Origin of the sequence: uncultured Friedmanniella sp. (assembly GCF_964244005.1) — a bacterium.
Classification (GTDB): domain Bacteria; phylum Actinomycetota; class Actinomycetes; order Propionibacteriales; family Propionibacteriaceae; genus Microlunatus.
Window position 1 is genome coordinate 205,133 of sequence record NZ_CAXTHG010000002.1, and the last position, 25,574, is coordinate 230,706.

Below are 25,574 nucleotides of genomic sequence, written 5' to 3' on the forward strand. Positions count from 1 at the left end.
CGAGGGAAGGCCCGAAAACGGGGCCCGATGTTAACGGCGACGCCGAAGAATCTCACCTGTTGACAGCCAGGGCAGGCTGAGGACATGCAGCCACGGCGGATCCTCGTCGCGACGTTCACCCTCGGTCTCGCCGCCGTCGGTCTCGGAGCGGTCGGTGTGCCCGCCGCGGAGGCCAGCTGCGCTGGTCCGCAGCTCAGCGTGCAACAGAAGGGCACTCCAGCGCTGGAAGCGCGAAAGACCGAGGAAGACACCGTGGTCTACGCGATCACCTCCGACGAGCCGGTGACGTTCCTCGCGAGCAACCTGGCCGACGGGTGCCACGACACCGACGCCACGACCCGGACGGGCTGCGGCCCCGGCACCCCGACGCCGCTCGACCCGGTTCGGCCGCTCTCGAATCTCGACCTGGTCCTGCGCCAGGACGGCCACCGCTGGACCCTCGCCCAGGCCGACGGTCCCCGTCTCGACCTGACCCTCAAGCTCGAGGTCGAGCTGCCGGCAGCGGCCCGACCTGGCCCGGCGGTGCTCGAGCTGACGTCCAAGGAGGAGGTCAACAGCTCGATCCAGCTGCAGCTGAGCTGATCCCGGGCGCCGATCCCGCTGGACCGCGGTCGGCCCGGACCGCCGTTCGGCCTCCCGTTTCCCGGCGAGGCGCACTATTGACTCATGCACCAACGCGCCCCCGGCACGACGCCGGGCCTCCGGACGGTCCGCGCCTGGAGCTGGTTGGTGGGCCTCGTCGGCGGGGTCGCCGGGCTCGCGCTGGCCAATCTCGCCGCCTGGCTGACCGGCCCGGCGGGCGCACCCGTCTCGGCGGTCGGTGAGCTGATCATCTCGCTGCTCCCCGCACCCCTGATCAACTTCGGCAAGGACACCCTGGGGACGGCCGACAAGCCCATCCTGGTGGGCATCATCACCGTCGGCGTGCTGGTGCTCTGCGCCCTGGCGGGTCAGGCGGAGTACCGCCGCAGCTGGGCCGGCGGGGTGGTCTTCGGCCTCGTCGCCGTGGTCGGGCTGGTCGCCGTGTGGGACCGGGCGAACGGCCAGCCGATCGCCTTGCTGCCGACCGCGATCGGGCTGGTCTTCGGCTATCTGCTGCTGCGCTCGCTGGTCGACCGGCTGCACGCCTGGCACCAGACGAAGCCGGACGCCAACGGCGTCGCCCGGCCGGCCGTGACCTCGGCCGCCCGACGGAGCTTCCTGCGCTGGACGGTCGTGGCCGGCGGCCTGGCCGCCGTCGGTGCGGTGGCCGGGCAGGTCCTGGTCGGCGCGGCCAACCGGGTGAGCGCGGCCCGCGAGGCGCTACGACTGCCCGCGGCGGCGAGGGCCGCGGCCCCCGTACCGGCCGGAGCCGACTTCGGCATCGCCGGCCTGAGCCCGTACCTGACCCCCAACGACTCCTTCTACCGGATCGACACCGCCCTCCAGGTACCCGTCATCGACCCCGACGACTGGAGCCTGTCGATCACCGGGATGGTCGAGACGCCGATCACCATCAGCTACGCCGAGCTGGCCGCGATGCCGCTGGTCGAGCACGTCGCCACCTTGACGTGCGTGTCCAACGAGGTGGGCGGGGACCTGATCGGCAACGCCCGCTGGCTCGGCTACCCCATCCGCGACCTGCTGGCCAAGGCCAAGCCGGCCGCGGGCGCCGACATGGTGCTGTCGACCAGCCAGGACGGCTTCACCGCCGGCACGCCGCTGACCGCCCTCACCGACCCGGACCGCGAGGCGCTGCTGGCCATCGGCATGAACGGCGACCCGCTGCCGCTCGAGCACGGCTTCCCGGTCCGGATGGTCGTCCCTGGGCTGTACGGCTACGTGTCCGCGACCAAGTGGGTGACCCAGCTCAAGGTGACCACCTTCGCCGCCGACCAGGGCTACTGGACCCCGCTCGGCTGGTCGGCCAAGGGGCCGATCAAGCTCGCGTCCCGGATCGACGTCCCGCGCCGCAAGGTCGAGACCGGCCAGGTCATGGTCGCCGGCGTCGCCTGGGCCCAGCACACCGGGATCAGCAAGGTCGAGGTGAGCGTGGACGGCGAGTGGCGCGAAGCCGAGCTGGCCGAGGTCACCAGCACCGACACCTGGCGGCAGTGGCGCTATCGGTGGACCGCCGCCAGCGGTGACCACCGGTTGACGGTCCGCGCGTACGACACCGACGGCAACCTGCAGGTCTCCGCCGAGGCCCCGCCCGCCCCTGACGGCTCCACCGGCTACCACTCGGTGACGGTCTCGGTCGCCTGAGCGCCGCCCGGCACGCCAGGATGGCCCGATGCCAACCGACAACACGGACGTCCAGTACCGCCGGGCCGGCCGGGTGCTGCTGGTGCACCGCGGCCGCGTGCTGCTGCTGCACGGCTCCGATCCGCACCGACCGCAGGACGGCAGCTGGTGGTTCACCGTCGGGGGCGGCTGCGAGAGCGGTGAGTCCACCGCCGAGGCGGCCCGCCGGGAGGCGTACGAGGAGACCGGGTTCGCGCTGGCCGGCGACCTCGGCCCGGTGGTGCTGCACCGGACCGCCGAGTTCGACTTCGAGGGCGTGCACTGCGTCCAGACCGAGGACTTCTACCTCGCGCTCGTCGACTCCGACGTCGTGGTGACCACCGGCTGGACCGACCTGGAACGCCGATCGGTGTCCGGCTACCGCTGGTGGTCTCTCACCGAGCTCGCTCAGACCGACGAGTCGGTCTATCCCCAGCAGCTGGTCGCTCTGCTCTCTCCCCTGATCGAACCGATCGGTCTATCCTGACCGAGCACACCCCCGGGGGGTGACAGGGCTCGCCGAGCGGTCACGTGGTCGAGCACGTTCCCGGGAGGTCCGGGTCCGTCGACGAACGGAGCCCCATGAGTGCTCAGCCGATGGCTGTCCTGCCACCGCTGACGCCGTCGATGTCCTTCGTGGAAGCCTCGGAACGGGTGCTGGAGCCCCGCCGGGCGCTCATCACCCTCGGCTTCTGGTCGGTGGCCTGCTCCCACGTCGAGCGTGACCGCCAGGTCTACGCCCATCTGCGCGACGAGGTGTACGGGCGGGAACAGGGCGACTCCCACGCCTGGTCGGCCTCGTTCTGCCGGTTCATGGTGGTCGAGGACGGCCCCCAGATCGCGCCGGACGCGATGGCCGTCCCGCAGCACGCGAGCGCCGGCGTCACCCACGGACCGGGCTACCTCTCCGGCCGGCCGATGCCCGCCGCCGAGCTCGGGTCGTGAGCTCGGCGCCGCTGACGGCCGACCCACCGGCCGTCAGTCCGCTGATGTCCTTCGACGAGGCGGCCCAGCACGTGCTCGACCACCTGCGGACGATCCTGCCGTTCAACTTCTGGACCGTCAGCCAGTACGACGCCGAGCAGGACCGCCAGGTGTACCTGCACGTCCGCGACGTGACCGGACGGGTCAGCGTCGGGGACTTCAGCGCCTGGTCGCACTCGTTCTGCCAGCACATGGTCTCCGGCGTGGCCCCGCAGATCGCGGCGGACGTCGCGGCCGTCCCCCAGTACGCGGCGATCCGGGCGGCCGACCACCTCGACATCGGCAGCTACGTCGGCGTCCCGATCCGAGCCAGCGACGGCCGGGTGTTCGGCACCCTCTGCGGGACCGACCCGCAGGCCCAACCGGCGGGGTCGCTCGACCAGCACGCGCCGCTGCTGCAGCTGCTCGCCAGCCTGCTGGGCCAGATCCTGGCCGGTGAGCGGCTGCAGGCTGAGGCGGAGGAGCGGGAGGCGACGCTGCGCTGGCGGGCGTTCCACGACGAGCTGACCGGGCTGCCGAACCGGGCGCTGTTCAACGACCGGCTGAGCCACGCCCTCACCCTGCACCGCCGCGACCTGCGGCCGCTCGCGGTGCTCACCCTCGACGTCGACGACTTCAAGGCCATCAACGACGCCTTCGGCCACCCGGGCGGGGACGAGCTGCTGGTCCGGCTCGCCGAGCGCCTCCGCGGCGCCGTCCGGGCCGGGGACACCCTCGCCCGGCTCGGCGGCGACGAGTTCGCGATCCTGCTCGAGAACACAGGAGGTGATGACCACGCGAGCGCGGCGGCGACGGTGGCCGAGCGGGTGCTCGGTGCCCTGGTCGACCCGTTCTCGATCGGTGGTCGGACCGTCTCCGTCGGGGTCAGTGTCGGGATCGCCGACGTCGACGCCGACGCCGGCTCTCCCACGGCCTCAGCCCTGCTGACCCACGCCGACGTAGCGCTCTACACCGCCAAACGGGAGGGCAAGGCGCGGGCGACGGTGTACGAGCCGGCCATGCAGCTGCCGGAGGCCCGCGACCTCGAGCTGCGCGAGCCGCTGCGGGCGGCCATCGCCGGCGGCCTCATCACGTCTGTCTACCAGCCCATCGTCGCACTCGACACCGGTACGGTGGTCGACCTGGAGTGCCTCGCCCGCTGGACCCACGAGGGCGTCCCGATCAGCCCCGACACGTTCATCCCGCTCGCCGCCCGCAGCCGGCTGCTGACCGGGCTGACCGACCTGATGGTCGACCGGGCCTGCACCGACCTGCGGCGCTGGAGCGGGTTGCCCGGCCACCAGCGGCTGCGGGTCGCGGTCAACGTGCCGCCCGGGCTGCTGACCGACCCGACCTTTCCCGCCCGGATCGCCGGCCAGGTCCAGCGGGCCGGCCTGCATCCGCGCCAGCTGACGCTGGAGATCACCGAGGACGCGCTGCTGCACGACCTCGGCACCGCCCGCGCGGTCGCCGACGAGCTGCACGACCTGGGCTTCAGCCTGTCCCTCGACGACTTCGGCACCGGCTACTCCTCGCTGCTGCACCTGCGCTCCATCCCGCTCGACTCGGTCAAGATCGACCGCGGCTTCACCTCCGACGTCGACACCAACCCCCGGACGCAACGCTTCCTACGGGCACTGGTCACCATGGGCCACGACCTCGACCTCCAAGTGATCGTTGAAGGCGTCGAGCGCGAGGCGCAGGCGACCGTGCTCCGCCGGCTCGGCGCCACCCACGCCCAGGGCTACCTGTACGCGCGGCCGCGGCCAGCCGCCGAGCTCGACCTCACGGTGGCCTGAGCAGCGTTCGTCCGCCGGGCTGGAAGGATGGCCCGATGCGGATCGCGACCTGGAACGTCAACTCGATCGGGGCGCGGCTGCCCCGGCTGCTGGACTGGTTGGCGACCCGAGCGCCGGACGTGGCGGCGCTGCAGGAGACGAAGTGCTCCGACGCCACCTTCCCGTGGGCCGAGATCGAGGCCGCCGGGTACGAGGCGATGCACGTCGGTGACGGCCGGTGGAACGGCGTCGCCATCCTGTCCAAGGTCGGGCTCACGCCGGTGGCGACGGGCCTGCCGGGGATGAGCGAGCCCCGCTACGCCGCCGCGGACTGCGCCGGGCTGCGGGTGAGGAGCGTCTACGTGCCTAACGGTCGCGCGGTCGACGACCCGCAGTACCCGTACAAGCTGGAGTGGTTCGCCGCCCTGCGGGACTCCCTCGACGCGCTGCCGGCGACGGCGCCGCAGGTGGTGATGGGCGACTTCAACGTCGCCCGGACCGACGCCGACGTCTGGGACCCGGCGCTGTTCTCGGGCTCCACGCACGTCACCCCGGCGGAGCGCTCGGCGATGGAGGAGCTGGTCGGGTGGGGCCTGACGGACGTGGTCGCACGGCCGGGGAAGAACGACCGGCCGTACACCTACTGGGACTACCGGGCGGGTCGGTTCCACCAGGACCAGGGGATGCGGATCGACTACGTGCTGGCCAGCTCGTCGGTGCTGGTCGAGGACGCCTGGGTCGACCGTGACGCGCGGAAGGGCAAGCTGCCCTCCGACCACGCTCCCGTCCTGGTGGACTGCACCCTCCCGGACTGAGCGGTCGCCGTGCGGGAACCGGCTTCGGCCGTGCGGCAGACTGGTCGGCGTGATCGAGTACCGCACCCCTGCCGAGATCGACCAGATGCGACCGGCCGGCCGCTTCGTCGCTGACGTGTTGGACGCGTTGCAGGACGCGGCGGCGGTCGGGGTCAACCTGCTCGAGCTCGACGCCCTGGCCCACCAGATGATCCGCGACCGCGGGGCGGTGTCCTGCTACATCGACTACCACCCCTCGTTCGGCGCCAGCCCCTTCGGCAAGGTTCTCTGCACCTCGGTCAACGACGCCGTGCTGCACGGGCTGCCGCACGACTACACCCTGGTCGACGGCGACGTGCTGAGCGTGGACTTCGCGGCCTCGGTCGACGGCTGGGTCTCCGACTCCGCGCTCACCGTGGCGGTGGGGACGCCCCGGAGTGAGGACCTCGAGCTGATCACCACCACCGAGCAGGCGCTGGTCGCGGGTATCGAGGCAGCCCAGGCGGGCAACAAGATCGGCGACATCTCGTACGCGATCGCCCGGGTGGCCAGCAAGGCCGGGTACAAGATCAACACCGACTTCGGCGGTCATGGCGTCGGCCGGACGATGCACGGCGACCCGCACGTCCCCAACGACGGCCGCCGGGGTCGCGGGCTGCCGCTGCGTCCCGGGCTGGTCATCGCCATCGAACCCTGGTTCTGCGAGTCGACCGACAAGATCTATACCGACCCCGACGGCTGGACGCTGCGCAGCCGCGACGGTTCCCGCGGCGCGCACTCCGAGCACACCATCGCCATCACTCCCGACGGTCCGCTCGTCCTGACCGCCCGCTGACCCCGTGACCGCCGGGTCGGGCAGGGTTCTCGGCGTCGACGGCTGCCCGAACGGCTGGGTGGGCGTGGTCCCGGACGCGGACCGGACACGCGTCTACACGGCACGGACGCTGGCCGGGCTGCTCGACCGGGTCGCCGCGGACGGGTCGGTGGCCACGGTCGGGGTGGACATCCCGATCGGGTTGGCCGACCGCGGTCCCCGGGCGGCCGACCTCGCCGCGCGCGTCGCGCTGGGCGCCCGGCGTTCGTCGATCTTCCTGACGCCGGTCCGAGCGGCGGTCGAGGCCGACGACTACGCCGCCGCCCAGCAGGCGCACCGGGCCGGGACGGGCCAGGGCTTGTCCCGGCAGGCGTACGGCCTGGCCGCCAAGATCCGGGAGGTCGACGGCTGGGTGCGGACCGCCGGACTGCCGGTGCTCGAGGTGCATCCCGAGCTCAGCTTTGCCTCCACCCCGGGCGGCCCGCTGCAGCACGGCAAGAAGACCTGGGCCGGTGCTGTCGAGCGGCGACGCCGGCTGGCCTCGGAGGGGATCGTGCTGGACGGCGACCTCGGTCCCGACCCCGGCCGCGCGGGGGTCGACGACGTGCTCGACGCCGCAGCGGCCGCCTGGACGATGCGCCGCTGGGCTGTCGGGGCGGCCCACCCGCTGCCCGACCCGCCCGAGCTGATGCCGGACGGCATCGCCGCCGCCATCTGGGTGTGAGCGTTGCTGGCATCAGCCCGGCAGTCGGCCCGAGACGAACACCGCCTGCTCGGCCGCCTCGAGGCCCGCCTGCCAGCCCCGAGCGTCGAGCCGGCCGGTCTGGAGGGACCGGGTGTGCGGAAACTGACGCTCGAACTCCGACTCGACCGCGGTGGCTTGGCGTTGCAGGACCGGGACCAGGGTGGCGCCATAGCTGGCGGCGGCGGCCTGGTCGGCCTCGGTGAGCCGTTGGCCGATCCGGTGGGCGTACGCGCTGAGGAACGACCGGCGGAAGACCGTCGAGCGGTCGAACGATCCCGCGCGGTCCCGCCCGGCGGCGGCCATCGCCCGCGTGGCCTGGATGAGCAGCGAGGTGAACAGCATCTCGATCTGCTCGAGGTCGGTGGGGGTGCCCACCACCGACGCGATGTCGTAGCGTTCGAGATAGATCGCCCGGGACCGGTTGGCGTGGGCGACGGCGCTGAGCAACATCGCCTTGGTCGCGGCGTACGGACTCTGCAGGTGCACCCGCAAGCTGCTCACCGGGATCTGGTCCTCAGAGTGGGCGTGCAGCAACGCTTCGTCCACCGCATGCCGGGTCATCAGCTCCTGCGCTTTCGCAGTGAAGGTCTCCGCCTCGGCCGGATGGTCGGTGGCCTCTGCCTTGGCCAACAGCGCCCTGATCCGGGTCAGCAACCGGTCGCGGTCGGAGCCGTTGGCCCGGGTCTCGGTGCGGGCGGCCTGACCCCACGCCGAGGGCGGCGGCAGCAGCGACGCGAGCGGCGGCAGCTCCGCCATCAGCGTGCGCAGGCCCAGCGCCTCCGCCCAGGCGTCAGCGGTCGCCGCCCCGTGGGCCCGCAACACCTCGACCGCCCGCCAGTCCGCCCCGGCGGCCGCCGGCAGGGCCCGTTCCGCCACCAACGCCAGCTGCTGACGCCAGACCTGCGGCGCCCGGTGGTCAGCATCGATCATCGCGGCCTGCGCGACGATCAGCGATGCCGCCAACGCCTCCATCCGGGTGCCCTTGCGCGAGGCGGCGTGGCGCAGGTCGTGCGGCCGCCACCCCTGCTCCCAGGCGACGGCGAGCCGGGACACCAGCTGACCGGTGAGGAGCCAATCGGCCTCGGCTAGCACCTCGGGCTCGACCGCGGCCAGGCGTAACGCCAGGACCCGGGGAACGGCGGCCGCGGACACGGTGCGGACCACGTTCTCCATCAGCCCCAGCAGCTCGATCGCGGCGTCTCGATGCCGCTGCTCCGCGGCCTGCTCCGTGAACGACGGCTCCCCGGGGAACGCAGGTCCGTGCTCGGCCCCGCTGCCGGGGGCGGTACGGGCGCGGCGACGACGGTCCTTGGCCTTCGCGGCCCGGCGCTGTTGGTTGTTCCTGCTCACCCTCGAAAGAGTGCCAGAGAGGTCTGACACTTTTGCCAAGCCCGACCCCGGGCCCTGCTCAGCGGTAGACGATCACCTTGTCGCCGACCCGGACCTGGGCGAACAAGGTCTGGATCGCGGACATGCTGCGGACGTTGACACAGCCATGGGAGGCGCCGTTGTAGCCGCGGGCAGCGAAGTCGGGCGAGTAGTGCACCGCCTGGCCGCCGCTGAAGAACATCGCGTACGGCATCGGGGTGTGGTAGATCGTCGACACGTGGTCCCGGGACTTCCAGCCCACCGCGAACGCCCCCTCACGGGTGGGCAGCTCGGCGGAGCCGAAGCGGACGTCGGTCCGCAGCTGCGGCTGCCCGTCGATGACCCAGGTCAGGGTGTTCGAGCTCTTGCTGACGCACAGCGCCCGGCCGGTGAGGCAGCGGGAGTCCAGGCCGCTGGCTGAGGGCTTGGGCGTCCGGTTGTGCAGCGCGTCGGAGGTGGGCTCCCGGGTCATCGCGGTGAGCCGGTCCCAGGTGCGCTGGTCGACCTCGCCGGTGACGGGAATGGCGCGCTTGCCTTGGAAGCCGCGGACCCCGGCGACCGTGACCGACCCGTACGTGCCGGTCACCGACCCCGAGAACCACCCGATCTGCTTCAGCCGGGCCTGCAGCTCGCGGACCCGGTTGCCCGTGGTGCCCTGACGCATCAGCGCCCGGCCCGGCGTCAGCCGGTTGTGCAGCTCGTCGTCGGTCGGCTTGCGGGTCCGCGAGACCAGCGACGCCCACGTGGCCTTGTCGACCGCGCCGGTGGTGTCGAGCTCGCGCTTGTCCTGGAAACCCTTGACCGCCTTGACCGTGCTGGTCCGGTAACGGCCGGTGATGCTGCCCGCGAACCACTCGAGCTGGCGCAGCCGGTGCTGCAGCTCGCGCACCTTGGGGCCGGAGTCACCCTTGGACAGCAGGGCGGCCGGCTCCGCGGGGGTCGACTTCGGTTTCGGCGTCGCCTTCGGCGTGCTGGGCGTCGGTGTGGCGGTGGTCGGTGTGGCGGTGGTCGTCGACGTGGAGCTGCTGGGTGCCGGGACCGACGTGGCGGCGGCGGAGGGCAGCGGGTCCTGACCGCTCGCCACCGGCAACGCGCAGCCGGCCGTCAACAGCACGGTGATCAGCGCCGCGGTCGCGGCGTAGGACGTCGTCGGTCGGACAGCCATGGCCGGCCCCTCTGAGGTACGCCGCCGGTGGTCCGACAGCCTCGGTCACCTCAGGGTAGCGGTGACCCGGGCGTGCATCGCGGACCGCCGCCGAACCACTAACCTTGGTACGTCACCGCTGACCTGTTCGTCGGTACTGCCAAGGCCGTTTCCGCCTGATCCGAAGGTCACCATGACTGCTCTCTCCCCTGCCCGCCGCCGGCTCGCCCTGCTGGCCCTCGCGCTCGGTGGCTTCGGTATCGGCGCAACCGAGTTCGTGGCCATGGGTCTGCTGCCCGACCTCGCGCGCGACCTGCTACCCGGGCTGTCCGAACGCGACCCAGCCGGGGCAGTGGCCCACGCCGGCTGGCTGATCAGCGCGTACGCGCTCGGGGTGGTGGTCGGGGCGCCGGTGTTCGCCGTGCTGTCGGTACGACTGCCGCGCAAGACGTTGCTGCTGCTGTTGATGGCCGTCCTGGCCGGGGGGACAGTCGCCTCGGCCGTGCTGCCGAGCTTCGGCCTGGTGCTGCTGGCGCGCTTCGTCGCCGCCCTTCCGCACGGTGCCTACTTCGGTACGGCCGCCCTGGTCGCCGGCCGGCTGATGGGTCCCGGTCACCAGGGCAAGGGAATCGCCTTCGTGCTCAGCGGGCTGACCCTGGCCAACGTCGTCGGTGTCCCGGTGATCACCCGGATCGGTCAGCTGGCCGGCTGGCGGGCGGCCTACCTGGTGGTGGCGGGACTGTTCGTGCTGACGCTGGTCGCGATCACGTTGGCCGTACCGCGCCAGCCTGCGCCGGCCGGGGCCTCCATCCGGGGCGAGCTGCGGGTCTTCCGGCTGCCGCAGCTGTGGCTGATGATGGGCGTCGGCGCGATCGGCTTCGGCGGCTTCTTCGCCGTCTACACCTACATCGCCCAGGTGGTCGTGGTCGAGGCCCGGCTGCCGGTTTCCGCCGTGCCCTGGGTGCTGGCGGTCTTCGGGCTCGGCATGGTGGGCGGCAACCTGCTCGGCGGTTGGGCTGCGGACCGCAACCTGCGCCGGACGATCCTGCTCGGCTACCCGGTCTTCTTGGCCGCGATGGTCGCCATGGCCCTGTTCGGCGGCTCCCCGGTCGGGGTCTTCGCCTGCACGTTCGCGGTCGGGACGGGCAACATGGTGCTCATCCCCGGCGTCCAGGCCCGGCTGATCGTGGTCTCCGGCGAGGCCCAGCTGCTCGGAGCCGCACTCGTGCACTCCGCGCTGAACGTGGCCAACAGTCTCGGCGCTGCCCTCGGCGGTGCGGTGATCGCGGCGGGCTACGGCTACCTGGCGCCCAGCTGGGTCGGCGTCGGGCTGGGCGTCCTGGGGCTGGCCCTGGCGGTGGCCAGCTTCGCCCACGAGGACCGGCGCCGCGCCACGGCCGCCGACAACTCCGGGGTGGGGAACAGCCCTGAGCACCGCGATGCCGGACGTACCCCTGTCGACCTCACCGTCCGGACCGCCGAGCCCGTGGCGGCCGCTCCGTCGGATCGGTAGTGGTAGCCCGACCATGACCCCCTGGCGCGAGCGCGAGATCGACGACCAGCCGGCGGTGGTCACTGCCCGTCGTCACCTCGGAGCGGGCAGCCCGCACCCCCACCGCGGCCGGGACCAGGACATGGTCGAGCCGCATCAGCGGGGGCACCGGACCGGACCAGACGGGCCAGGTCGCACCGGCGCCTCGGGCAGCGACCGTCATGGCGTCCCGAACGTCCCCGGACAGGAGCCGGCGAAAGCTGACGTGGTCGGCGCTCGCGTTGAAGTCTCCGGCCAGCACCACCGGGAGCGCGGCATCCGCCACGAGCAGCCGAAGCGAGCGGTGCTGCCGCTGCCAGCGGCGCCTGGCGTCGGGAGCCGCAGGGTTGAGCAGATGGACCGCGACCACCAGCAGCGGGCCGGCTGGTGTCTGTACCGTTGCCGCGGCCATCGGACTGCCGTCGACGTCCAGCACCACGGTGTCGGTGAGCGGCCACCGGGAGAGGACCGCGGAACCCTGGTGGTCCGGCAGCGGGTCGAGCACGTGGTGGGGCAGCGCCGCGAGCAGGCCGCTGCGCCGCAGTCCCTCGAGAAGTTGCGGGGTGAGCTCCTGGAGGACGACGAGATCCGGCGCGTCGGCGAGCAGCTCAGCGCCGGCAGCGGTGATGTCGGGGTTGTGCAGCCACAGGTTGGCCGTCACCACGCGCACGTCGGTGGCACCCGGCGGTACCGGATCGGCCCGGCGCCGGGACCGGCCACTGCCCGCCAGCACCAGCTGCGCCACGGCGAGCAGCGCAGCCGCGCCGGCAGCGCGGGGACGGTGGCGGCGCAGATTGAGGACGAGCAGCGGGTGGGCCGGTAGCAGCAGCAGGCGGCTGACCCCCTGGGCGCCGATCAGCCAGGGATGCCGCTCCCACCCCGCCATGCGGTTCACGGCGGCCATCGCCATCGCGGCCAGGCCCACCGCAGTCAGGACGTCGAGGACCCTGGTGCGAGAGCTCCAGGCCGTGCGACCGGCGGGACGCGACCGAGGCCGCGTCGGGGGGACCACGCGAGGTCCCGCCCGAGCCCGGCCTCGACGGTTGAACGTGCTCAGCCTGCGCTGAGGGGTCAGTGCTTCTTGCGGGAGCCGGCCAGCTTGGACAGCCCGTCCTTGATCTTGCGCTGGTTCTCCGGCTTGGACAGCTCGCGCTGCGCCACCTGGATCACCTTCGCCACCACGGCGCCCTTGACGAGCCCTCGAACCAAACCCATGTCGTCCTCCTTCGCACAGCCGCCGGTGCGCCCGTGTGAGCCACGAATCTAGCCGGTCATGCCTCGCGAGCGTGGCTGCTCGGGGCTCACCGCTGCACTTGTCGGGGAAGAACCGGGGGGATCCCGAGGTTGTCGTCGACGCACGCGAGGAGCAGGAGCACCACCCGAAAATCTTCTGAGGAGTCCCGCGACCTCCACGCGTTCTCCCGCCCCCAGCGCGGCCGCCGACTGACCTGGGTCCAGCGTCGGACCGGCGGAGCAGACTGGGCTCATGGCTGACCACGTCGTCGACGTCCTGGTGGTCGGGGCAGGCGTCTCGGGCATCGGGGCGGCGTTCCGGCTGCAGACCGAGTGTCCCGACCACACGTACGCCGTGGTCGAAGCCCGGGACGCGATCGGCGGCACCTGGGACTTGTTCCGCTTTCCGGGCGTCCGGTCCGACTCCGACATCTTCACCTTCTGCTACCCCTTCCGGCCCTGGGACGGCGACCAGTCCCTCGCCGACGGCGAGGACATCCGGCGCTACGTCGAGCAGGTGGCGGCCGAGAACGGGATCGACCGGCGGATCCACTTCGGCACCCGCGTCGTCTCGGCTTCGTGGTCGTCGGCCGAGGCGCGGTGGACGGTCCGGACCGCGTCGGCCGCCGGGGTCCAGACGTGGAGCTGCGCATTCCTGTACGCGTGCGCCGGCTACTACGACCACGCCGGCGGCCACACCCCTTCCTTCCCGGGCCAGCAGGACTTCGGCGGTCCGGTCGTGCACCCGCAGTCCTGGCCGGCCGACCTCGACGTCACCGGGCAACGGGTCGTGGTGATCGGCTCCGGCGCCACGGCGGTGACGCTGGTACCCGCGCTGGCCGGCACCGCCGCCCGCGTCACCATGCTGCAGCGCTCGCCCACCTGGGTCACCGCCCAGAGTCGCTCCGACCCGTTCGCCAACCGGCTACGCCGTCGGCTACCCGCCGGACTGGCCCACCACCTGATCCGCACCCGCAACCTGGCGGTCAGCCAGGCCTTCTATGCTCTCAGCCGCCGCCGACCGGCGCTGGCCCGCTCGTTCCTGCGCGGCCGGATCGCCGGCCGGATGGGCGAGCAGTTCACCGCCGAGCACTTCACGCCCTCCTACGACCCGTGGGACCAGCGGCTCTGCGTCATCCCCGACGGCGACCTGATGCGCGCCATCACCCGCGGCGACGCCTCGGTGGTGACGGACACGATCGAGCGGTTCGTGCCCGAGGGTGTCCGGCTCACCTCCGGCCGGGTGCTGCCGGCCGACGTGATCGTGACCGCCACCGGCCTGCGGATGCGGCTGCTCGGCGGGATGGCGCTCGACGTGGACGGCAAGCCGGTGGTGCTGGCCGAGCACGCGCTCTACCGCGGGCTGATGCTGGACGGGGTGCCGAACTTCGCCGTGGCCATCGGCTACATCAACGCGTCCTGGTCGCTGCGGGCCGACATCGCCAGCCGCTACGTCTGCCGCTTCCTGCGGCACCTCACGCGCCACGGCCTTGGCTACGGCTATCCGGTCCGGCCGCCCGACCTGGTCGAGCAGCCGCTGATGCCGCTCAGCTCCGGCTACGTCCGACGGGCGCTGCCCCACCTGCCGGTACAGGGGTCGGCCGGGCCGTGGCTGATGCCACAGAACTACCTGCGCGACCTGATCGGGATGCGGCGGGCCGACCTCGGCCAGGACATGCACCTGGTGCCGCACCGCCATGGTGCTGGACCTGCTCGCCCGAGCCGCGCCGGTCGGACACGTTCGGCTGCTGACCCGGCTGGTCCGCCGCTCCTCGTGACGCGGACCCCGAGCTGATTGAGCAGACTTGAGCCGCGACTACCCGGCGAAAGTCTTCACGATCTTGCAAGGATCAGCTGGAGAGGACCGGAAGCAGCTCCAGCTCCGGGTCAGGATCGTCACGGAGCCGGGCGTGGGTCTCGACGTCGAAGCGCAGGTCCCCGTAGGCCAGCTTGGAGCGCTCGATCCCCTCGGCGGCGAAGCCGGCGCGCCGGGCGACCGCGCAAGATGCCGGGTTGTCCGTGCGGTGACCGAGCTCCAGCCGGACGAGCTGCCGGTCGGCGTAGGCCCACGCCGCGGCGGTCGCGACCGCCCGAGCTGCCCAGCCGTGACCGCGGGCGTCGACGGCCAACCAGTAGGACACCCAGGCGGTGGCGTGCCGGTGCTCGATGTTGGTGACCGCGACGTTCCCCACCGCCTTGTCCTCGACGGCGATGGCGAACTGCCGGGCCGAGACGTCGCGCCCCAGCAGCTGCTCGGCGATGAACTGGTTGCAGACCGCGGGGTCAGCGAGGTCAAGGCCGCCGAACTGCCGGACCAGGTCGTCAGCCCCGACGAACGCGGCTCGCAGATCTGCCGCGTCGTCCGCCCGCCACGGTCGCAGCACGGCCCACCCCGCGCCTCCGTCGGAGGCCACGGGTCAGTGCTGCATGTCGGTGAAGCGGGAGTAGTGGCCCTGGAAGGCGACCACGATCGTCTTGGTCGGCCCGTTGCGGTGCTTGGCCACGTCGATGTCAGCCTCGCCGGCGCGGTCGGACTCCTTGTCGTGGATGTCGGGCCGGTTCAGCAGCACCACCATGTCGGCGTCCTGCTCCAGCGAGCCCGACTCGCGGAGGTCGGAGAGCATCGGCTTCTTGTCGGTGCGCTGCTCGGGGCCACGGTTGAGCTGGGAGAGGGCGACGACGGGCACCTCGAGCTCCTTGGCCAGCAGCTTGAGCTGCCGGGAGAACTCACTCACCTCGAGCTGGCGGGACTCGACCTTCTTGCCGGAGGTCATCAGCTGGATGTAGTCGATGACCACCAGCTTGAGGTCGTGCCGCTGCTTGAGCCGACGCGCCTTCGCCCGGATCTCCACCATGGTCAGGTTGGGACTGTCGTCGATGAACATCGGCGCCTCGGAGACCTGGCCCATCTTGGTGGCCACCCGGCTCCAGTCGTCGTCGCTCATCCGGCCGCCCCGGATGTGGGACAGCGGGATGGACGCCTCCGCGCTCAGCAGCCGCATGGTGATCTCGATCTGGCTCATCTCGAGACTGAAGATGACCGAGGTCAGGCCGTGCTTGATCGACGCCGACCGGGCTAGGTCCAAAGCCATCGTGGACTTCCCCATTCCAGGTCTGGCGGCAATGATCACCATCTGGCCGGGGTGTAAACCGTTGGTCAGGTCGTCGAGCTCGGCGAAGCCCGTCGGGACGCCGCCGAGGTTGCCGCCGCGGGAGGAGATGGCTTCCATCTCGTCGAGGGTCGGCTGCATCAGCTCCGACAGCGGCTTGTAGTCCTGGGTCGCGTTGCGGTCGGTGACGGCGTACACCTCAGCCTGGGCGCGGTCGACGATCACGTCGACGTCGCCCTCACCGGCGTAGGAGAGCTGCCCGATCCGGATGGAGGCGTCGACCAGCCGGCGCAGGATCGCCTTCTCCCGGACGATCTCGGCGTAGTAGCCGGCGTTCGCCGCGACGGGGACGGCCGACAGCAGGGTGTGCAGGTAGGGCGCGCCGCCGAGCCGCACCAGCTCGCCGCGCTTGCCCAGCTCGGCGGCGACGGTGATCGCGTCCGCGGGCTCACCGCGGCCGTACAGGTCGAGGACCGCGTCGTACACCTGCTCGTGCGCAGGCCGATAGAAGTCGTGGCCGCGCAGCACCTCGACGACGTCGGCGATGGCGTCCTTGCTCATCAGCATCGCGCCCAGGACGCACTGCTCGGCGTCCATGTCCTGCGGCGGCACCCGGTCGACCGCCGGAGCGGACCCCCGCGGCGCCTCGTCACGGTACGGCGTCATGACCTCAGCAAGGCTCACGCGTTTCCCCTTCTCCCCTGGGACGACCCCGCCCCGGCGCCCACCGGGGGTCGCCCGAACCTGACGTAGGCATCCCCTGCGCCACGTCTCGAACGTTAAGTTGCACCACTGACACTTCGGTGCGGAACCGGCCCCCCGGCGAGATCCTCCGTCACCGTACGCCGCTCAGCGAGGCGCGCCCAGCGCGTCATCCACAGGGGTTGTGCACAACCGAGGAGTATCTGTGGGGGACACGCGCCCAGCCTGTGCAGATCGTGGGTACGAGCTGGGGACAGATCCGACCGGAGGCCAACAACAGGCCTCTGACCAGGGCGAACGTTCGGTCGGTTCGGTGGAGAAAACTAGTATCCGACTTTTTTCGGCCGATGCGGTCCGGTTGGCCATCGCTTGACAGGCCGGGTGAGGGCCGCTATGTCCACAGTTGTGAACACTGGCTGTGGACAACCACCCGGGCCAGGAGCAGGACCGGAACGCCTGACCAGACGCTAGTTCGGGACGCCCGTCGCGGGGGCGCAGCGCCGGCCCACTCTGTCTCCGCTCAGGCCATCCGGGCGCGGACCCGGCCCTCCATCACCTGCTGGAGCAGGACGACGGTCTGCTCGTCCAGGTCAACGCCGAGCCGGCGGGCCTGGGCCGCCAGCTGCAGGGTCAGCCGCTCGGTCTCGGCCGGGTTGCCGGCCCGGTGCTCGGTCCGGATCCGGGCCGCCAGCAGCTGCTCGTCGCCGGGAGCGGCGACCAGCGCCCGGGCTGCGGCCCAACGCGCGAGGTCGAGGTCGCCGTCCTCGAGCGCCCGCCGGGTCAGCTCCACCCCGACGTCACGGACGCAGGAGATCATGTCGGTCCGCAGCTCCTCGGCCCAGAACCACTGCCCCGGGGCGGCGTCGGCCAGCGGCGCTCCCCGGACCAGCTGCAGCGCCGCCCGCAGCGCCTGGGGGCTGGAGCGGTTGACCCCCGTAGCAGTGAGGATCTGCAGCCGCTGCCAGTCCGAGCTGACCGCGGGATGAAGGGCGATCCGGCCCGTGTAGGCGTCCGGCAGGTACGCCTGGGCGTCCTCGCTCTCGCCCAGCCAGCTGCGGAGCCGGCTCATGTTCGAGCGCCGAGTGCCCTCGGCGACCGCGAGGGCTGCCGCCATCGACTGCGCGCTACGGCCCGGGTGCTCCAACAGCCAGGCGCAGTACTCCAGGCACTGCCGGCCCGCCCGGGCCGGCAGGACGCCTCGCGCCCCCAGCAGCTCGACCGGACCGAGTAGCAGCAAGGTGGGGTGGTCGGCGGTACCGGCAACGCCGACCGGTCCCGCTGTCGCTGTCGCCACCTCGCCCCCCTCCTCGCCGTCTGTCGCCCACCCGCCGAACCTCCTGCCCAGGTACGTCACGTTGTCGGGTGGCGGCTCGGGCTCGACCACCTCACCCGCCCACCATGGCGCCGGGGTGGTGTCGGTCCGGCCCGTCTCCTCCACGAGCTGCAGCACGGCCTGCTGCTCCTGCGCCGCCAGCCGCGACGGCACCAGCGCCAGGCCAACCGGCTCGAGCACGGCCGCTCCGGCGGCGTCCCAGCGCAGCGACCAGGACGCTGCAGTCCCGGAGCCGGCAGTACCGGAGCCGGCGACGACGGCCGCCACCGGCACCCGCGGCTCGGCACCGACGACCGCGTGCAGCCGTTGCTGCTGGTCCGGCGTCAGCTCGACACCGACCAGGACGATCTCGGGCGCCCACGGGTCGGCGAGATCCGGGTCGAGCCGGTGCTGACCGAGGACCGGGTACGGCTGGTGCCGACGCTGTTCGGCCGCGCGGCGCTGCAGCCGGGCGAGGAGTCCTTCGACGTCGGGCTCGTGGCGCACGGTGTGGGTGCCGAGCGCGTCCGGCAGTCGGTCCACCACCCCCACCAGGGTCAGCGCCAGCTCCTCGGCCCAGGGCGAGAACGACAGCTCGACGGCCAGGGCGGCGAGCACTCCTCCGGTCACCTCGTCGCCACCCTCGAGGCCGAGGAGGCCAAAGGCCTCGAGGTCGACGAGCACCTGTCGGTTCCGCTCGTCGCGACCGAGGGTCACCAGCGCGGGCCACGGGCGCAGCGCCTCGTCGGCGCCGGGGACCGAGCGGAGGTAGTCGGCGTCGGCGGCGTCGAGCACCCAGGACCGACCTTCGACGCGGAAGGGTAGCGGTGCCGGCCCGGCAACCTCGGCCAGGACCAGCTCGATCTGGTCCTCCCCCACCAGCACGACGTCCAGTGCCGGCAGCGACGACCCCGCCGCCCGACAGTGGGCACCGACGGCCCGCAGCGCCTGGTCGAGGGTCCGTAGGCTGAGCGGACGCTGCCGCCGGCCCAGCGCCAGCTCGACCGGACGGGTCGCTGGCGGCGGATGCACGATCCGTCGGCCGACCGGCCGCAGCTGCAGCTGCAGCTGTCGACGGCGGACCAGCCCGGCGACCAGCCCGGCCGCCAGCAGACCGCCCACCGCGGCGAGGGGCAAGGCGGCGTCGGCGATGGTGGTGCGGTCGTCGACCGCGGTCTCGACCTCGGTCGACCGGGCGGGGGCCGGTTCGCTCGTCGCGGCCGAGGACGCGCTCGGCTCCGGAGTGGCGGCTGGGCTCGGGGTGGGAGGCCGGCTCGGTCCCGACGCCTCGGCCGGGACTTTCGCCGACGAGTTCGCCGGGGCGCGGTCCGGTCGGGTGGGCAGCGGGTCTGCGCGGGCCGGCGGCGCGCTCGATGTCGGGTCGGCCGCCCGGGCGGCGGCCGCAGGGAGGACGAGCTGCATCCCCACCTCGAGCTCGTCGGGGTCGTCCAGCTGGGCGCGGTTGGCGTGGAAGATCTCAGGCCAGCGGGCCGGGGAGCCGAGCTCGCGGTCGGCGAGGTCGGAGAGGGTCTCACCGCGCCGGACCGTCACGGTGCGGCTGCCGGTCGCCTCCGCGTCCGGCTGACCGCCGGGGATGGCGAGCCGCCAGCCCACCGTCAGCCGGTCGGGTCCGCCCGTCAGCAGGTTGGGGTTGGCCCGCGCGATGGCCCGCCACTCGCGGCCGTCGTCGTAGTACCGCTCGGCCAGGCTCCAGAGGTCGTCACCTGCGGTCACGACGTGGGTCCGGGTCGGCCCCGGGTCGGCGGTGGACGAGGTCGACGTCGCGACCGCCTCGTGCCGGGCGGCCGGCTGGCCAGGGACGGCGACGGGGGACGGTCGGCCGGCCTCGACAGGCGCCGCCTGGGCAGCCACGGTCAGCGGCACGACGGCGGGGACAGCCGGGGCCGCCGAGAGCGCGAGCACGGCGAAGATCAGGCCGGCCGCAACCCGCTGCGGACCGCCGAGACCGGGCAGCCGGATGCGGATCCGGGACCTGGACAGGACGGCGACCAGCTCGGTCAGGACCGACAGGGTGAAGACGGCCCAGCCGAGCCAACCGACGAGGGTGATCAGGCCGAGCACGATCGACCCGTCGTCGGGGATGGTCAGCGCACGCAGCACCGAGCTCCAGCGCAGGTCGGCCGGCAGCAGCGGCCCGCCGAGCCGGACCAGGGCCGCCGGCACACCAACGAGTGCCGTCCCCAGGACCATCAGAGCGCCGAGACTGCGCCACCACCGCGACACGGGCCTCCCCCTGCTCACTCAGCGACCCCGCGGGGCCGGGCCCGCGACTCGGTCGCGACCAGACAGCGCCCAGGACCGGGCGTTCGTCCCAGCCTGGCCGACTGGGACCGCCGAAGGGAACGGCTAGGTGTTGTCCGTCTGGAGGAGGTGTTGTCCGTCGCTGTCGAGGTCGTCATGAGGGGAGGAAGATCTTCAGCAGGGCGGCGACGAGGAAGATCAGACCGAAGATGAGGGCGGGCAGCGTCATGTAGATGGTCATCCCCTCGGCCTCGGCCGTCGCCTTGATCTGCTCTGCGGTCAGGTGCGCGTCGCGGAGCTCGCGGACCCGGGCCCGCAGCGTTCCCGACAGCGCAGCGCCGGACTCGTCCAGCTGCATCACGTCCGCGACGTCGCTCAGCTCGGGCAGGTTCAGCGACACGGCCAACCGCCGCAGCTCGGCGTACGGGGCCTGCTGCTCGAGCCGGGCCCGTTCGAGGGCGGAGCGGATCTGCACGAACAGTGGGGTCTCGCTCAGCGCGGCGGCGTTGGCCAGCGCCTGTGGCGCCGAGGCGTTGCTCAACCGTTCCAGGGTGACGAGCTCGAGATAGAGCAGCAGCGCCTCCGCAGCCCCAGCCCGGGCCACCGCTGCGCCGCGGCGCAGCAGCAGGTCGGGGACGAAAAAGCCGAGCACCGCACCCAGCAGGGCGAACACTGCGGGCAGGGCGCTGACCGAGCCGGTGAGCAGCCCGAGCGCGGCGCCCAGGACGGCCGGCAGCAAAGCGCCGATGATCGCCATCACCGCCTTGTCGGCGTAGAACTCCGCGATCGGTTTGTCCTGGAGCTGCAGTGCCCGACGTTGCTGCTCTGACAGCGGGAACGGGCTGCGGGTGTAGAGCTCGGCGCCGAGCCGCTCCGACCGGCTGGTCAGCGGTCCGACGTCGCGGCGGCGTTGGTCGAGCGTGTCGCCGCCGCTCGCCCGGGCGAGGGCCGCCTGAAGGTCCGGGGCCGCCGGGAGGAGGGCCACCAGCAGGGCGACCATCCCGGCCGCCATGAACGTGCCGGCGGCGAGGACCAAGGCGAACGTCACCGGGACGAGCCGATCAGCAGCCGGGGCCGTTCGCGCTGCTGAGCCTTGCGGCGCATCAGCAGCAGCGAGCCGACGTACGCCGCCACCAGGACCGACAGCACCAGCTGGCCCGTCGGTGTGCGGTAGGGCGAGAAGAACCGCGGGGACACCGCGAACGCGGCGGCGAGCGTCAGCAGCGAGATGACGGTGACCTGACGGACCACCACGTACGGCTTCGAGCGCTCGACCTCGATGGCCCGTCGTCCACGCAGCGAAGCCTGGATCGAGTCGGCCAGGGCTTCCATGGTGACCGAGGCCCCGTTGGCGCCGCGGCTCGCCGCGAGCATCAGGGCGGCCAGGACGGCATCGGCGTCCGGGGAGTCGAGCTCGTCGGCCATCCGCAGCAACGCCTCGCGGGTCTCCCAGCGGTTGTCCAGCCGGGCGACGAGCAATCCCACCTCGTCCGCGAGCAGCGGCGGCACCGTACGGCGGGAGACCCGGAGTGCGTCGGTCACCGAGCGGCCCGTGGCCAGGGTGGCGCTCAACCCGCGAACCCAGCGGTCCAACGCTTCGAGCAGGGCGATGTCGCGTGGCTGCTGAGCACTCAACAGGTACGGCAGCCCGAGCACGAGCGCCGGCACCACGCCGATGGCGACCACCCAACCGCTGGCAGCAGCGACGGCCAGCCCGGCCAGGACGCTGCCCCCGAGGAGCAGGTCGCGGCGTCGTCCCCGCCGTCCGGCCGGTCGGCGGGTGAGCCGAGCCCACCGCTCCGCGAAGGGGGCGACCGGCGGCCGGGCCCGCTGCGGCGGCTCTCGGCGTTGCAGCCCGGCCACCACCGCCCAGACCCCCGCCACGAACAGCAGCCCCGCCGCTACGGCCAGCGTGCTCACGGGTGCCCCCTGCGTACGGACCCGGGCCGGGAGGCCGTCGTCGGCAGGGGCCGGGAGAACGGCTCGAGCTCGCGGGCGAACGTCGCGTCGGGGTAGAAGCCGGCCGGCTGGGTGGCGGTCCCGGTGGCCGAGTAGGTCAGGTGCGTGACCGGGCGGCCGTTCTCCGTGGCCCGGAGGACCTGGCGGATCTCGGAGACGAAGCGGCGCCGGACGCCGCCCTTCCACGTCTCGTCGAGGAGACGGACGTAGACGAGCAGGTGGATGTTGTGGGCGATCTGACGGTACGCCTCGTCGATGGTCAGCACGCCACCCTGCGCCACCCGGGACGCCAACCGGTCGATGGTGGACTCGGCCGAGTGCGAGTGGGTGGTGGACAGGGTGCCCGTGCCCGCCTGCATCGCCTCGAACATGGCGGCGGCCTCCCCGCCCCGCACCTCGCCCACGACCAGCCGCGAGAGGTTCTGCCGCAACGCCTCCGGCATCAGGTCGGCGATGGTGACCTCACCGACCCGGGTGCCGCCGGAGGTCTCGCCGTGGCCCGTCCGAGCCTGCAGGGCCAGGATGTTCTCTCGGCCGGGCTGCAGGTGGGTCATCAGCTCGTAGTCGGTCTCCAGGGTGCCGAAGCGCTCCGCGGCCGGGATCGCCTGGATGAGCGCCCGCAGCAGCGTGGTCTTGCCGGCGCCCTGGTCGCCGGAGATCACCATCGACCGCCGCGCCAGGACCGCGGCGTCCAGGAACTCAGCCACCTCGACCGGCATCAGGCCGCCGGCGGCGAGGTCGGCGAGCGAGACGTCGGTCAGGGTGTGCTGGCGGATGACCACGCTGGGCCGGTAGGACAGCCCGAAGCCGATCGCGTGCAGCCGGAACCGCTCTCCCAGCGCCAGCGTCATCGAGGGGTGGGTGTCGTCGAACGGCCGGGCCGGCTGGCTGTTCTGGCCCAGGAACCGGATGGCCTCGACGAGCTCGTCGTCGCTGTCCGCGACCGGCGGCATCTGCTCGCGGCGACCGTCGCCGTACTGCACGTAGACCGAGTCCCAGCCGTGGATCTCGATGTTCTCCACCGCCGGCATCTCCAGCAGCGGTTGCAGCCGTCCGTACCCGAACACCGAGTCCTCGACGGCGGCGACATAGGTCTGCTCCGCCTCGGGCGACCACAGCTCGGCGCCGTCGCGGTGCAGCGCCCGGATGTGGTCGCTGACCACCCGGCGGATCATCGACCGCCCCATCAGGACCCGGTCGTCGCCACTCATCGGCCGACCGGTCCTCTGCTGGGCGACCGCGCTCTCCTCGGTGATCAGCTCCGAAGCCCGGCGGCGCAGCTCGGCCACCTGTCCCCAGTCCAACCCGGCGCCGGGTCGCCGGGCCCGCCATCGTGCGGCGGCGCTGGCGGGAACGGCAGTGACGGTGAGGCTCGGTGCGGCGTCGCTCGACGAGCCCGCGCGGTCGTAGTCGGCGAGCACCGGGATCTGGTCGAGGCCGGCCGGCGCGACTGCAGTGTCGTCCACCTCAGCTCCTCACCAGCGCGGTCGATCGCTGCAACGCGTCGGCGAAGGTGGACGCGGCGTTACGGATGCTCCGCAGCAGCGGTGACGCCTCGAACCGACGGTGCTGCGTCGCGCCGTCGGAGAAGTGGGCCGCGGCGACCGGGTCGTGCGCGACCTGCGCGAGCACGGGTAGCCCGAGCGCCTTGCCGATCTCGCTCGCCGGGTAGGGCCGTCCCGGGTCGACGAGCACCAGACCCGTCCGGCCGCGCGGTCCGGTCGAGACCCGGGGGTCGACGACGGTCGGCAGGTGGACACGGGCCGACATCACCGACCGCAGGTCGGAGCGCAGCACCACGGCGGTCAGCGCGCTGCGCTCGAGCAGTGGTGCGGGCAGACCGAGCGGACCGATCCGGCCGAGGTCGACGATGACGTCGACGTCCACGTCGCCCAGCCGCTCGAAGGTGTCGGCGAGCTCCTCCCAGACCCCGGCGAAGTGGGCAGCGCTGGTCGGCTTGGTGAAGCCGGGCAGAAAGAGCCGACGGTCGCCGGTCGTTCCGCCGCCTTCGGGACCGGCGCCGTCGGCCGCCACCAGGGACAGGCACTGGTCGACCACCACCTCGCGCAGTGGCCGCCGGTCACGGTGGGCCTCGGCCACCCGGAGCAGGCCCTTGCCGCCGGCCGAGCGGCCCGTCAGGTAGCCCGCCAAGACCGACTGGTGAGCGCCAGGGTCAGCGTCGACCAGCAGAACCGGTCGCGGCCAGCTCAGGGCCAGCCCGACAGCCAGCGTCGTGCCCCCGGGGGCGCCGTTGCAGGAGGTGAGGCACATGATCGCCATCGCTCACCGCCCCGCGTCCCGGACGACCGCCACCCGCTGCTGGGCGGCGAGCAGCGCGATGGCCGGAGCCTGCGCCGCCTGGACGTCGACGTCGAGCATCGTCGAGACACCGTCTGCGCCCGGCGACTGGTCGACCACGCGCGCCAGGTAGTTGGTGCCGACGAACCTCTCCTGCGCTCCGGTCGCCGCCGACGGAGGCAGCGCGACCAGCCGGACCGGCGCCCCCGGCAGCAGCAGGTCGGCCGGCGCGTTGCCCGCAGGCAGCAGCAGACCCACCACCGAGCGACCCTCCGCCGGGACAGCGGTGTCGGCGACGGACCCACTCGCGACGACGCTGCCGGCCGGCAGGTCGAACACCGCGCGCCGGCCGATCAGCCGGTCGCGGTCGGCCGCCGGTACGGCGTCGGGCAGGACGCCGCCCTGCAGCCGCACCGTGGTCAGGTCGCCCGCCTCGATCACCTCACCCCGGTAGACGGTCTCCGCCACGGCGACCACGGTCGCCTCGGAGGCCACCCGGGTGTAGACGACGTAGGACAGCAGGGCGCCGAGGCAGAGCGCCACCACCCCCAGCGCTATCCACCGCGGGTTGCGCCGACCGGGCAGCTGAGGCAGCCCTGGACTGGCCGGCGGCTCGACCGCACCGCTCGCCAGAGGCGGTGCGGCGGGTCGGCTCCGGCCGGGCCGCGGCGTCCGGGGACGGGTGTCGAGACTCATCACCCACCTCCGGTCGGGACGATGTCGGACTGCGCGGACCCGGTCCCGGTGACCGTGTCGATCCCGAGGACGCTGAGGAAGATGGTGTCGGCCGACGACGCCGTGCTGACCGTCACGACGCCGTCGCGGACGCTGACCGACCCGCGGACCGACGGCTGCCCGGCGAGGTAGGCCCGGGCCGCCAAGACCGCGGCCGCGGCCGGGTCGGTCCCGCCGAGCTGCTGGGTGGCAGCCGCGTTGCCGGCGGCCCGGCTGGCCCCCGCCGCGGCCGACTCGGCCACACTGGCGGCCGTCACCTTCTGACCGCCGTCGATCACCAGGCCCGCGACCAGGAACAGCGCGCCCAGGATCATCAGGACGAAGAGGTTGACCGTCTGGCCGCGTTCGTCGCGGGAGTGACCAGCACGTGTCTCCCTGTCCGTGGCCGATGGCGAGCGGCGTCCACGGAGTGACTGGCCAGGCGGCGACGGAGGTCGTAGCGGTGTTCTGCCGACGACGACGCCAACGGAGCCAGTCGCTTCGTGGTCGTCGCGCAGCCGGCCAGGGATAGGGAGACACGTCCTAGGTGACTGGTGTCGAACGGGGTGGGGTGGTGGTGGCGGC

The 25,574-nt window shown here is 72.7% G+C and carries 23 protein-coding genes; 10 read left to right on the top strand and 13 right to left on the bottom strand.

What is annotated here, in order from left to right:
- Nucleotides 1-84 precede the first annotated feature (84 nt).
- The 8 genes from ACFE76_RS02315 to ACFE76_RS02350 all read left to right on the top strand — a co-directional run bounded on the left by ACFE76_RS02315 (nucleotide 85) and on the right by ACFE76_RS02350 (nucleotide 7,335).
- Nucleotides 85-582 (top strand): hypothetical protein, encoded by a 498-nt coding sequence (locus ACFE76_RS02315; protein WP_375430112.1) that lies wholly within the window; start codon nucleotides 85-87, stop codon nucleotides 580-582.
- 84 nt (nucleotides 583-666) lie between these two features.
- A complete protein-coding gene (locus ACFE76_RS02320; protein WP_375430113.1) occupies nucleotides 667-2,244 on the top strand; it encodes a molybdopterin-dependent oxidoreductase in 1,578 nt (525 codons plus the stop codon).
- Between the two features lie 28 nt (nucleotides 2,245-2,272).
- Nucleotides 2,273-2,749, top strand: a complete 477-nt coding sequence (locus ACFE76_RS02325) for an NUDIX hydrolase (RefSeq protein ID WP_375430114.1) — start codon at nucleotides 2,273-2,275, stop codon at nucleotides 2,747-2,749.
- Between the two features lie 95 nt (nucleotides 2,750-2,844).
- Complete coding sequence (locus tag ACFE76_RS02330) at nucleotides 2,845-3,207, top strand: hypothetical protein (protein ID WP_375430115.1); 363 nt, start codon at nucleotides 2,845-2,847, stop codon at nucleotides 3,205-3,207.
- Complete coding sequence (locus tag ACFE76_RS02335) at nucleotides 3,204-5,024, top strand: putative bifunctional diguanylate cyclase/phosphodiesterase (protein ID WP_375430116.1); 1,821 nt, start codon at nucleotides 3,204-3,206, stop codon at nucleotides 5,022-5,024. Before ACFE76_RS02330 ends, ACFE76_RS02335 begins: the two co-directional genes overlap by 4 nt.
- A gap of 35 nt (nucleotides 5,025-5,059) precedes the next feature.
- A complete protein-coding gene (locus ACFE76_RS02340; RefSeq protein WP_375430117.1) occupies nucleotides 5,060-5,818 on the top strand; it encodes an exodeoxyribonuclease III in 759 nt (252 codons plus the stop codon).
- 49 nt (nucleotides 5,819-5,867) lie between these two features.
- Nucleotides 5,868-6,632: a type I methionyl aminopeptidase gene (map, locus tag ACFE76_RS02345; protein WP_375430118.1), complete on the top strand. Its 765-nt coding sequence runs from the start codon at nucleotides 5,868-5,870 to the stop codon at nucleotides 6,630-6,632.
- Between the two features lie 4 nt (nucleotides 6,633-6,636).
- Nucleotides 6,637-7,335: a DUF429 domain-containing protein gene (locus ACFE76_RS02350; RefSeq protein ID WP_375430119.1), complete on the top strand. Its 699-nt coding sequence runs from the start codon at nucleotides 6,637-6,639 to the stop codon at nucleotides 7,333-7,335.
- Nucleotides 7,336-7,347: 12 nt separating this feature from the next.
- On the opposite strand, the gene ACFE76_RS02355 is transcribed toward ACFE76_RS02350, so the two are convergent.
- Nucleotides 7,348-8,706, bottom strand: a complete 1,359-nt coding sequence (locus tag ACFE76_RS02355; RefSeq protein ID WP_375430120.1) for a DUF2786 domain-containing protein — start codon at nucleotides 8,704-8,706, stop codon at nucleotides 7,348-7,350.
- A 58-nt stretch (nucleotides 8,707-8,764) separates the two neighbouring features.
- Complete coding sequence (locus ACFE76_RS02360; protein WP_375430121.1) at nucleotides 8,765-9,889, bottom strand: peptidoglycan-binding protein; 1,125 nt, start codon at nucleotides 9,887-9,889, stop codon at nucleotides 8,765-8,767.
- 172 nt (nucleotides 9,890-10,061) lie between these two features.
- Here ACFE76_RS02360 and ACFE76_RS02365 point away from each other — a divergent pair, with 172 nt between their 5' ends.
- A complete protein-coding gene (locus ACFE76_RS02365; RefSeq protein WP_375430122.1) occupies nucleotides 10,062-11,381 on the top strand; it encodes an MFS transporter in 1,320 nt (439 codons plus the stop codon).
- Here ACFE76_RS02365 and ACFE76_RS02370 read toward each other — a convergent pair.
- Nucleotides 11,332-12,285: an endonuclease/exonuclease/phosphatase family protein gene (locus ACFE76_RS02370; protein WP_375430143.1), complete on the bottom strand. Its 954-nt coding sequence runs from the start codon at nucleotides 12,283-12,285 to the stop codon at nucleotides 11,332-11,334. The genes ACFE76_RS02365 and ACFE76_RS02370 overlap by 50 nt on opposite strands.
- A 185-nt stretch (nucleotides 12,286-12,470) precedes the next feature.
- The gene (locus ACFE76_RS02375; protein WP_375430123.1) at nucleotides 12,471-12,614 is read right to left on the bottom strand and encodes a hypothetical protein; all 144 of its coding nucleotides are present in this window, start codon (nucleotides 12,612-12,614) and stop codon (nucleotides 12,471-12,473) included.
- Between the two features lie 271 nt (nucleotides 12,615-12,885).
- On the opposite strand from ACFE76_RS02375, the gene ACFE76_RS02380 reads away from it, so the two are divergent.
- Nucleotides 12,886-14,427, top strand: coding sequence for a flavin-containing monooxygenase (locus ACFE76_RS02380; protein ID WP_375430124.1), 1,542 nt, complete (start codon nucleotides 12,886-12,888; stop codon nucleotides 14,425-14,427).
- A gap of 55 nt (nucleotides 14,428-14,482) precedes the next feature.
- Here the strand turns inward: ACFE76_RS02380 and ACFE76_RS02385 are convergent, their stop codons facing one another.
- The 9 genes from ACFE76_RS02385 to ACFE76_RS02425 all read right to left on the bottom strand — a co-directional run bounded on the left by ACFE76_RS02385 (nucleotide 14,483) and on the right by ACFE76_RS02425 (nucleotide 25,324).
- Nucleotides 14,483-15,046 carry a GNAT family N-acetyltransferase gene (locus ACFE76_RS02385; protein ID WP_375430125.1) on the bottom strand — a complete coding sequence of 188 codons (564 nt, stop codon included), beginning with the start codon at nucleotides 15,044-15,046 and terminating at the stop codon, nucleotides 14,483-14,485.
- A 3-nt stretch (nucleotides 15,047-15,049) separates the two neighbouring features.
- The gene (dnaB, locus tag ACFE76_RS02390) at nucleotides 15,050-16,408 is read right to left on the bottom strand and encodes a replicative DNA helicase (RefSeq protein WP_375430144.1); all 1,359 of its coding nucleotides are present in this window, start codon (nucleotides 16,406-16,408) and stop codon (nucleotides 15,050-15,052) included.
- 556 nt (nucleotides 16,409-16,964) lie between these two features.
- Nucleotides 16,965-20,000, bottom strand: coding sequence for a LysM peptidoglycan-binding domain-containing protein (locus tag ACFE76_RS02395; RefSeq protein ID WP_375430126.1), 3,036 nt, complete (start codon nucleotides 19,998-20,000; stop codon nucleotides 16,965-16,967).
- A 172-nt stretch (nucleotides 20,001-20,172) separates the two neighbouring features.
- Nucleotides 20,173-21,066: a hypothetical protein gene (locus ACFE76_RS02400; protein WP_375430127.1), complete on the bottom strand. Its 894-nt coding sequence runs from the start codon at nucleotides 21,064-21,066 to the stop codon at nucleotides 20,173-20,175.
- Complete coding sequence (locus ACFE76_RS02405) at nucleotides 21,063-21,938, bottom strand: type II secretion system F family protein (RefSeq protein WP_375430128.1); 876 nt, start codon at nucleotides 21,936-21,938, stop codon at nucleotides 21,063-21,065. Before ACFE76_RS02405 ends, ACFE76_RS02400 begins: the two co-directional genes overlap by 4 nt.
- The gene (locus ACFE76_RS02410; RefSeq protein ID WP_375430129.1) at nucleotides 21,935-23,443 is read right to left on the bottom strand and encodes a CpaF family protein; all 1,509 of its coding nucleotides are present in this window, start codon (nucleotides 23,441-23,443) and stop codon (nucleotides 21,935-21,937) included. The genes ACFE76_RS02405 and ACFE76_RS02410 overlap by 4 nt, the downstream gene beginning before the upstream one ends.
- A 1-nt stretch (nucleotide 23,444) precedes the next feature.
- Complete coding sequence (locus tag ACFE76_RS02415) at nucleotides 23,445-24,257, bottom strand: hypothetical protein (protein ID WP_375430130.1); 813 nt, start codon at nucleotides 24,255-24,257, stop codon at nucleotides 23,445-23,447.
- A gap of 3 nt (nucleotides 24,258-24,260) precedes the next feature.
- A complete protein-coding gene (locus ACFE76_RS02420; RefSeq protein ID WP_375430131.1) occupies nucleotides 24,261-24,971 on the bottom strand; it encodes an SAF domain-containing protein in 711 nt (236 codons plus the stop codon).
- The gene (locus tag ACFE76_RS02425; protein WP_375430132.1) at nucleotides 24,971-25,324 is read right to left on the bottom strand and encodes a pilus assembly protein TadE; all 354 of its coding nucleotides are present in this window, start codon (nucleotides 25,322-25,324) and stop codon (nucleotides 24,971-24,973) included. Before ACFE76_RS02425 ends, ACFE76_RS02420 begins: the two co-directional genes overlap by 1 nt.
- Between the last annotated feature and the right edge of the window lie 250 nt (nucleotides 25,325-25,574).

What these genes read in the sequence shown, in the direction of transcription:
- ACFE76_RS02415 (WP_375430130.1), bottom strand. Translation starts at nt 24,257, where the DNA reads ATGGCGATCATGTGCCTCACCTCCTGCAACGGCGCCCCCGGGGGCACG.
- ACFE76_RS02425 (WP_375430132.1), bottom strand. Translation starts at nt 25,324, where the DNA reads ATGATCCTGGGCGCGCTGTTCCTGGTCGCGGGCCTGGTGATCGACGGC.
- ACFE76_RS02340 (WP_375430117.1), top strand. Translation starts at nt 5,060, where the DNA reads ATGCGGATCGCGACCTGGAACGTCAACTCGATCGGGGCGCGGCTGCCC.
- ACFE76_RS02320 (WP_375430113.1), top strand. Translation starts at nt 667, where the DNA reads ATGCACCAACGCGCCCCCGGCACGACGCCGGGCCTCCGGACGGTCCGC.
- ACFE76_RS02360 (WP_375430121.1), bottom strand. Translation starts at nt 9,889, where the DNA reads ATGGCTGTCCGACCGACGACGTCCTACGCCGCGACCGCGGCGCTGATC.
- dnaB (WP_375430144.1), bottom strand. Translation starts at nt 16,408, where the DNA reads ATGACGCCGTACCGTGACGAGGCGCCGCGGGGGTCCGCTCCGGCGGTC.
- ACFE76_RS02380 (WP_375430124.1), top strand. Translation starts at nt 12,886, where the DNA reads ATGGCTGACCACGTCGTCGACGTCCTGGTGGTCGGGGCAGGCGTCTCG.
- ACFE76_RS02365 (WP_375430122.1), top strand. Translation starts at nt 10,062, where the DNA reads ATGACTGCTCTCTCCCCTGCCCGCCGCCGGCTCGCCCTGCTGGCCCTC.
- ACFE76_RS02375 (WP_375430123.1), bottom strand. Translation starts at nt 12,614, where the DNA reads ATGGGTTTGGTTCGAGGGCTCGTCAAGGGCGCCGTGGTGGCGAAGGTG.
- ACFE76_RS02330 (WP_375430115.1), top strand. Translation starts at nt 2,845, where the DNA reads ATGAGTGCTCAGCCGATGGCTGTCCTGCCACCGCTGACGCCGTCGATG.
- ACFE76_RS02315 (WP_375430112.1), top strand. Translation starts at nt 85, where the DNA reads ATGCAGCCACGGCGGATCCTCGTCGCGACGTTCACCCTCGGTCTCGCC.
- ACFE76_RS02370 (WP_375430143.1), bottom strand. Translation starts at nt 12,285, where the DNA reads ATGGCGGGGTGGGAGCGGCATCCCTGGCTGATCGGCGCCCAGGGGGTC.
- ACFE76_RS02420 (WP_375430131.1), bottom strand. Translation starts at nt 24,971, where the DNA reads ATGAGTCTCGACACCCGTCCCCGGACGCCGCGGCCCGGCCGGAGCCGA.
- ACFE76_RS02325 (WP_375430114.1), top strand. Translation starts at nt 2,273, where the DNA reads ATGCCAACCGACAACACGGACGTCCAGTACCGCCGGGCCGGCCGGGTG.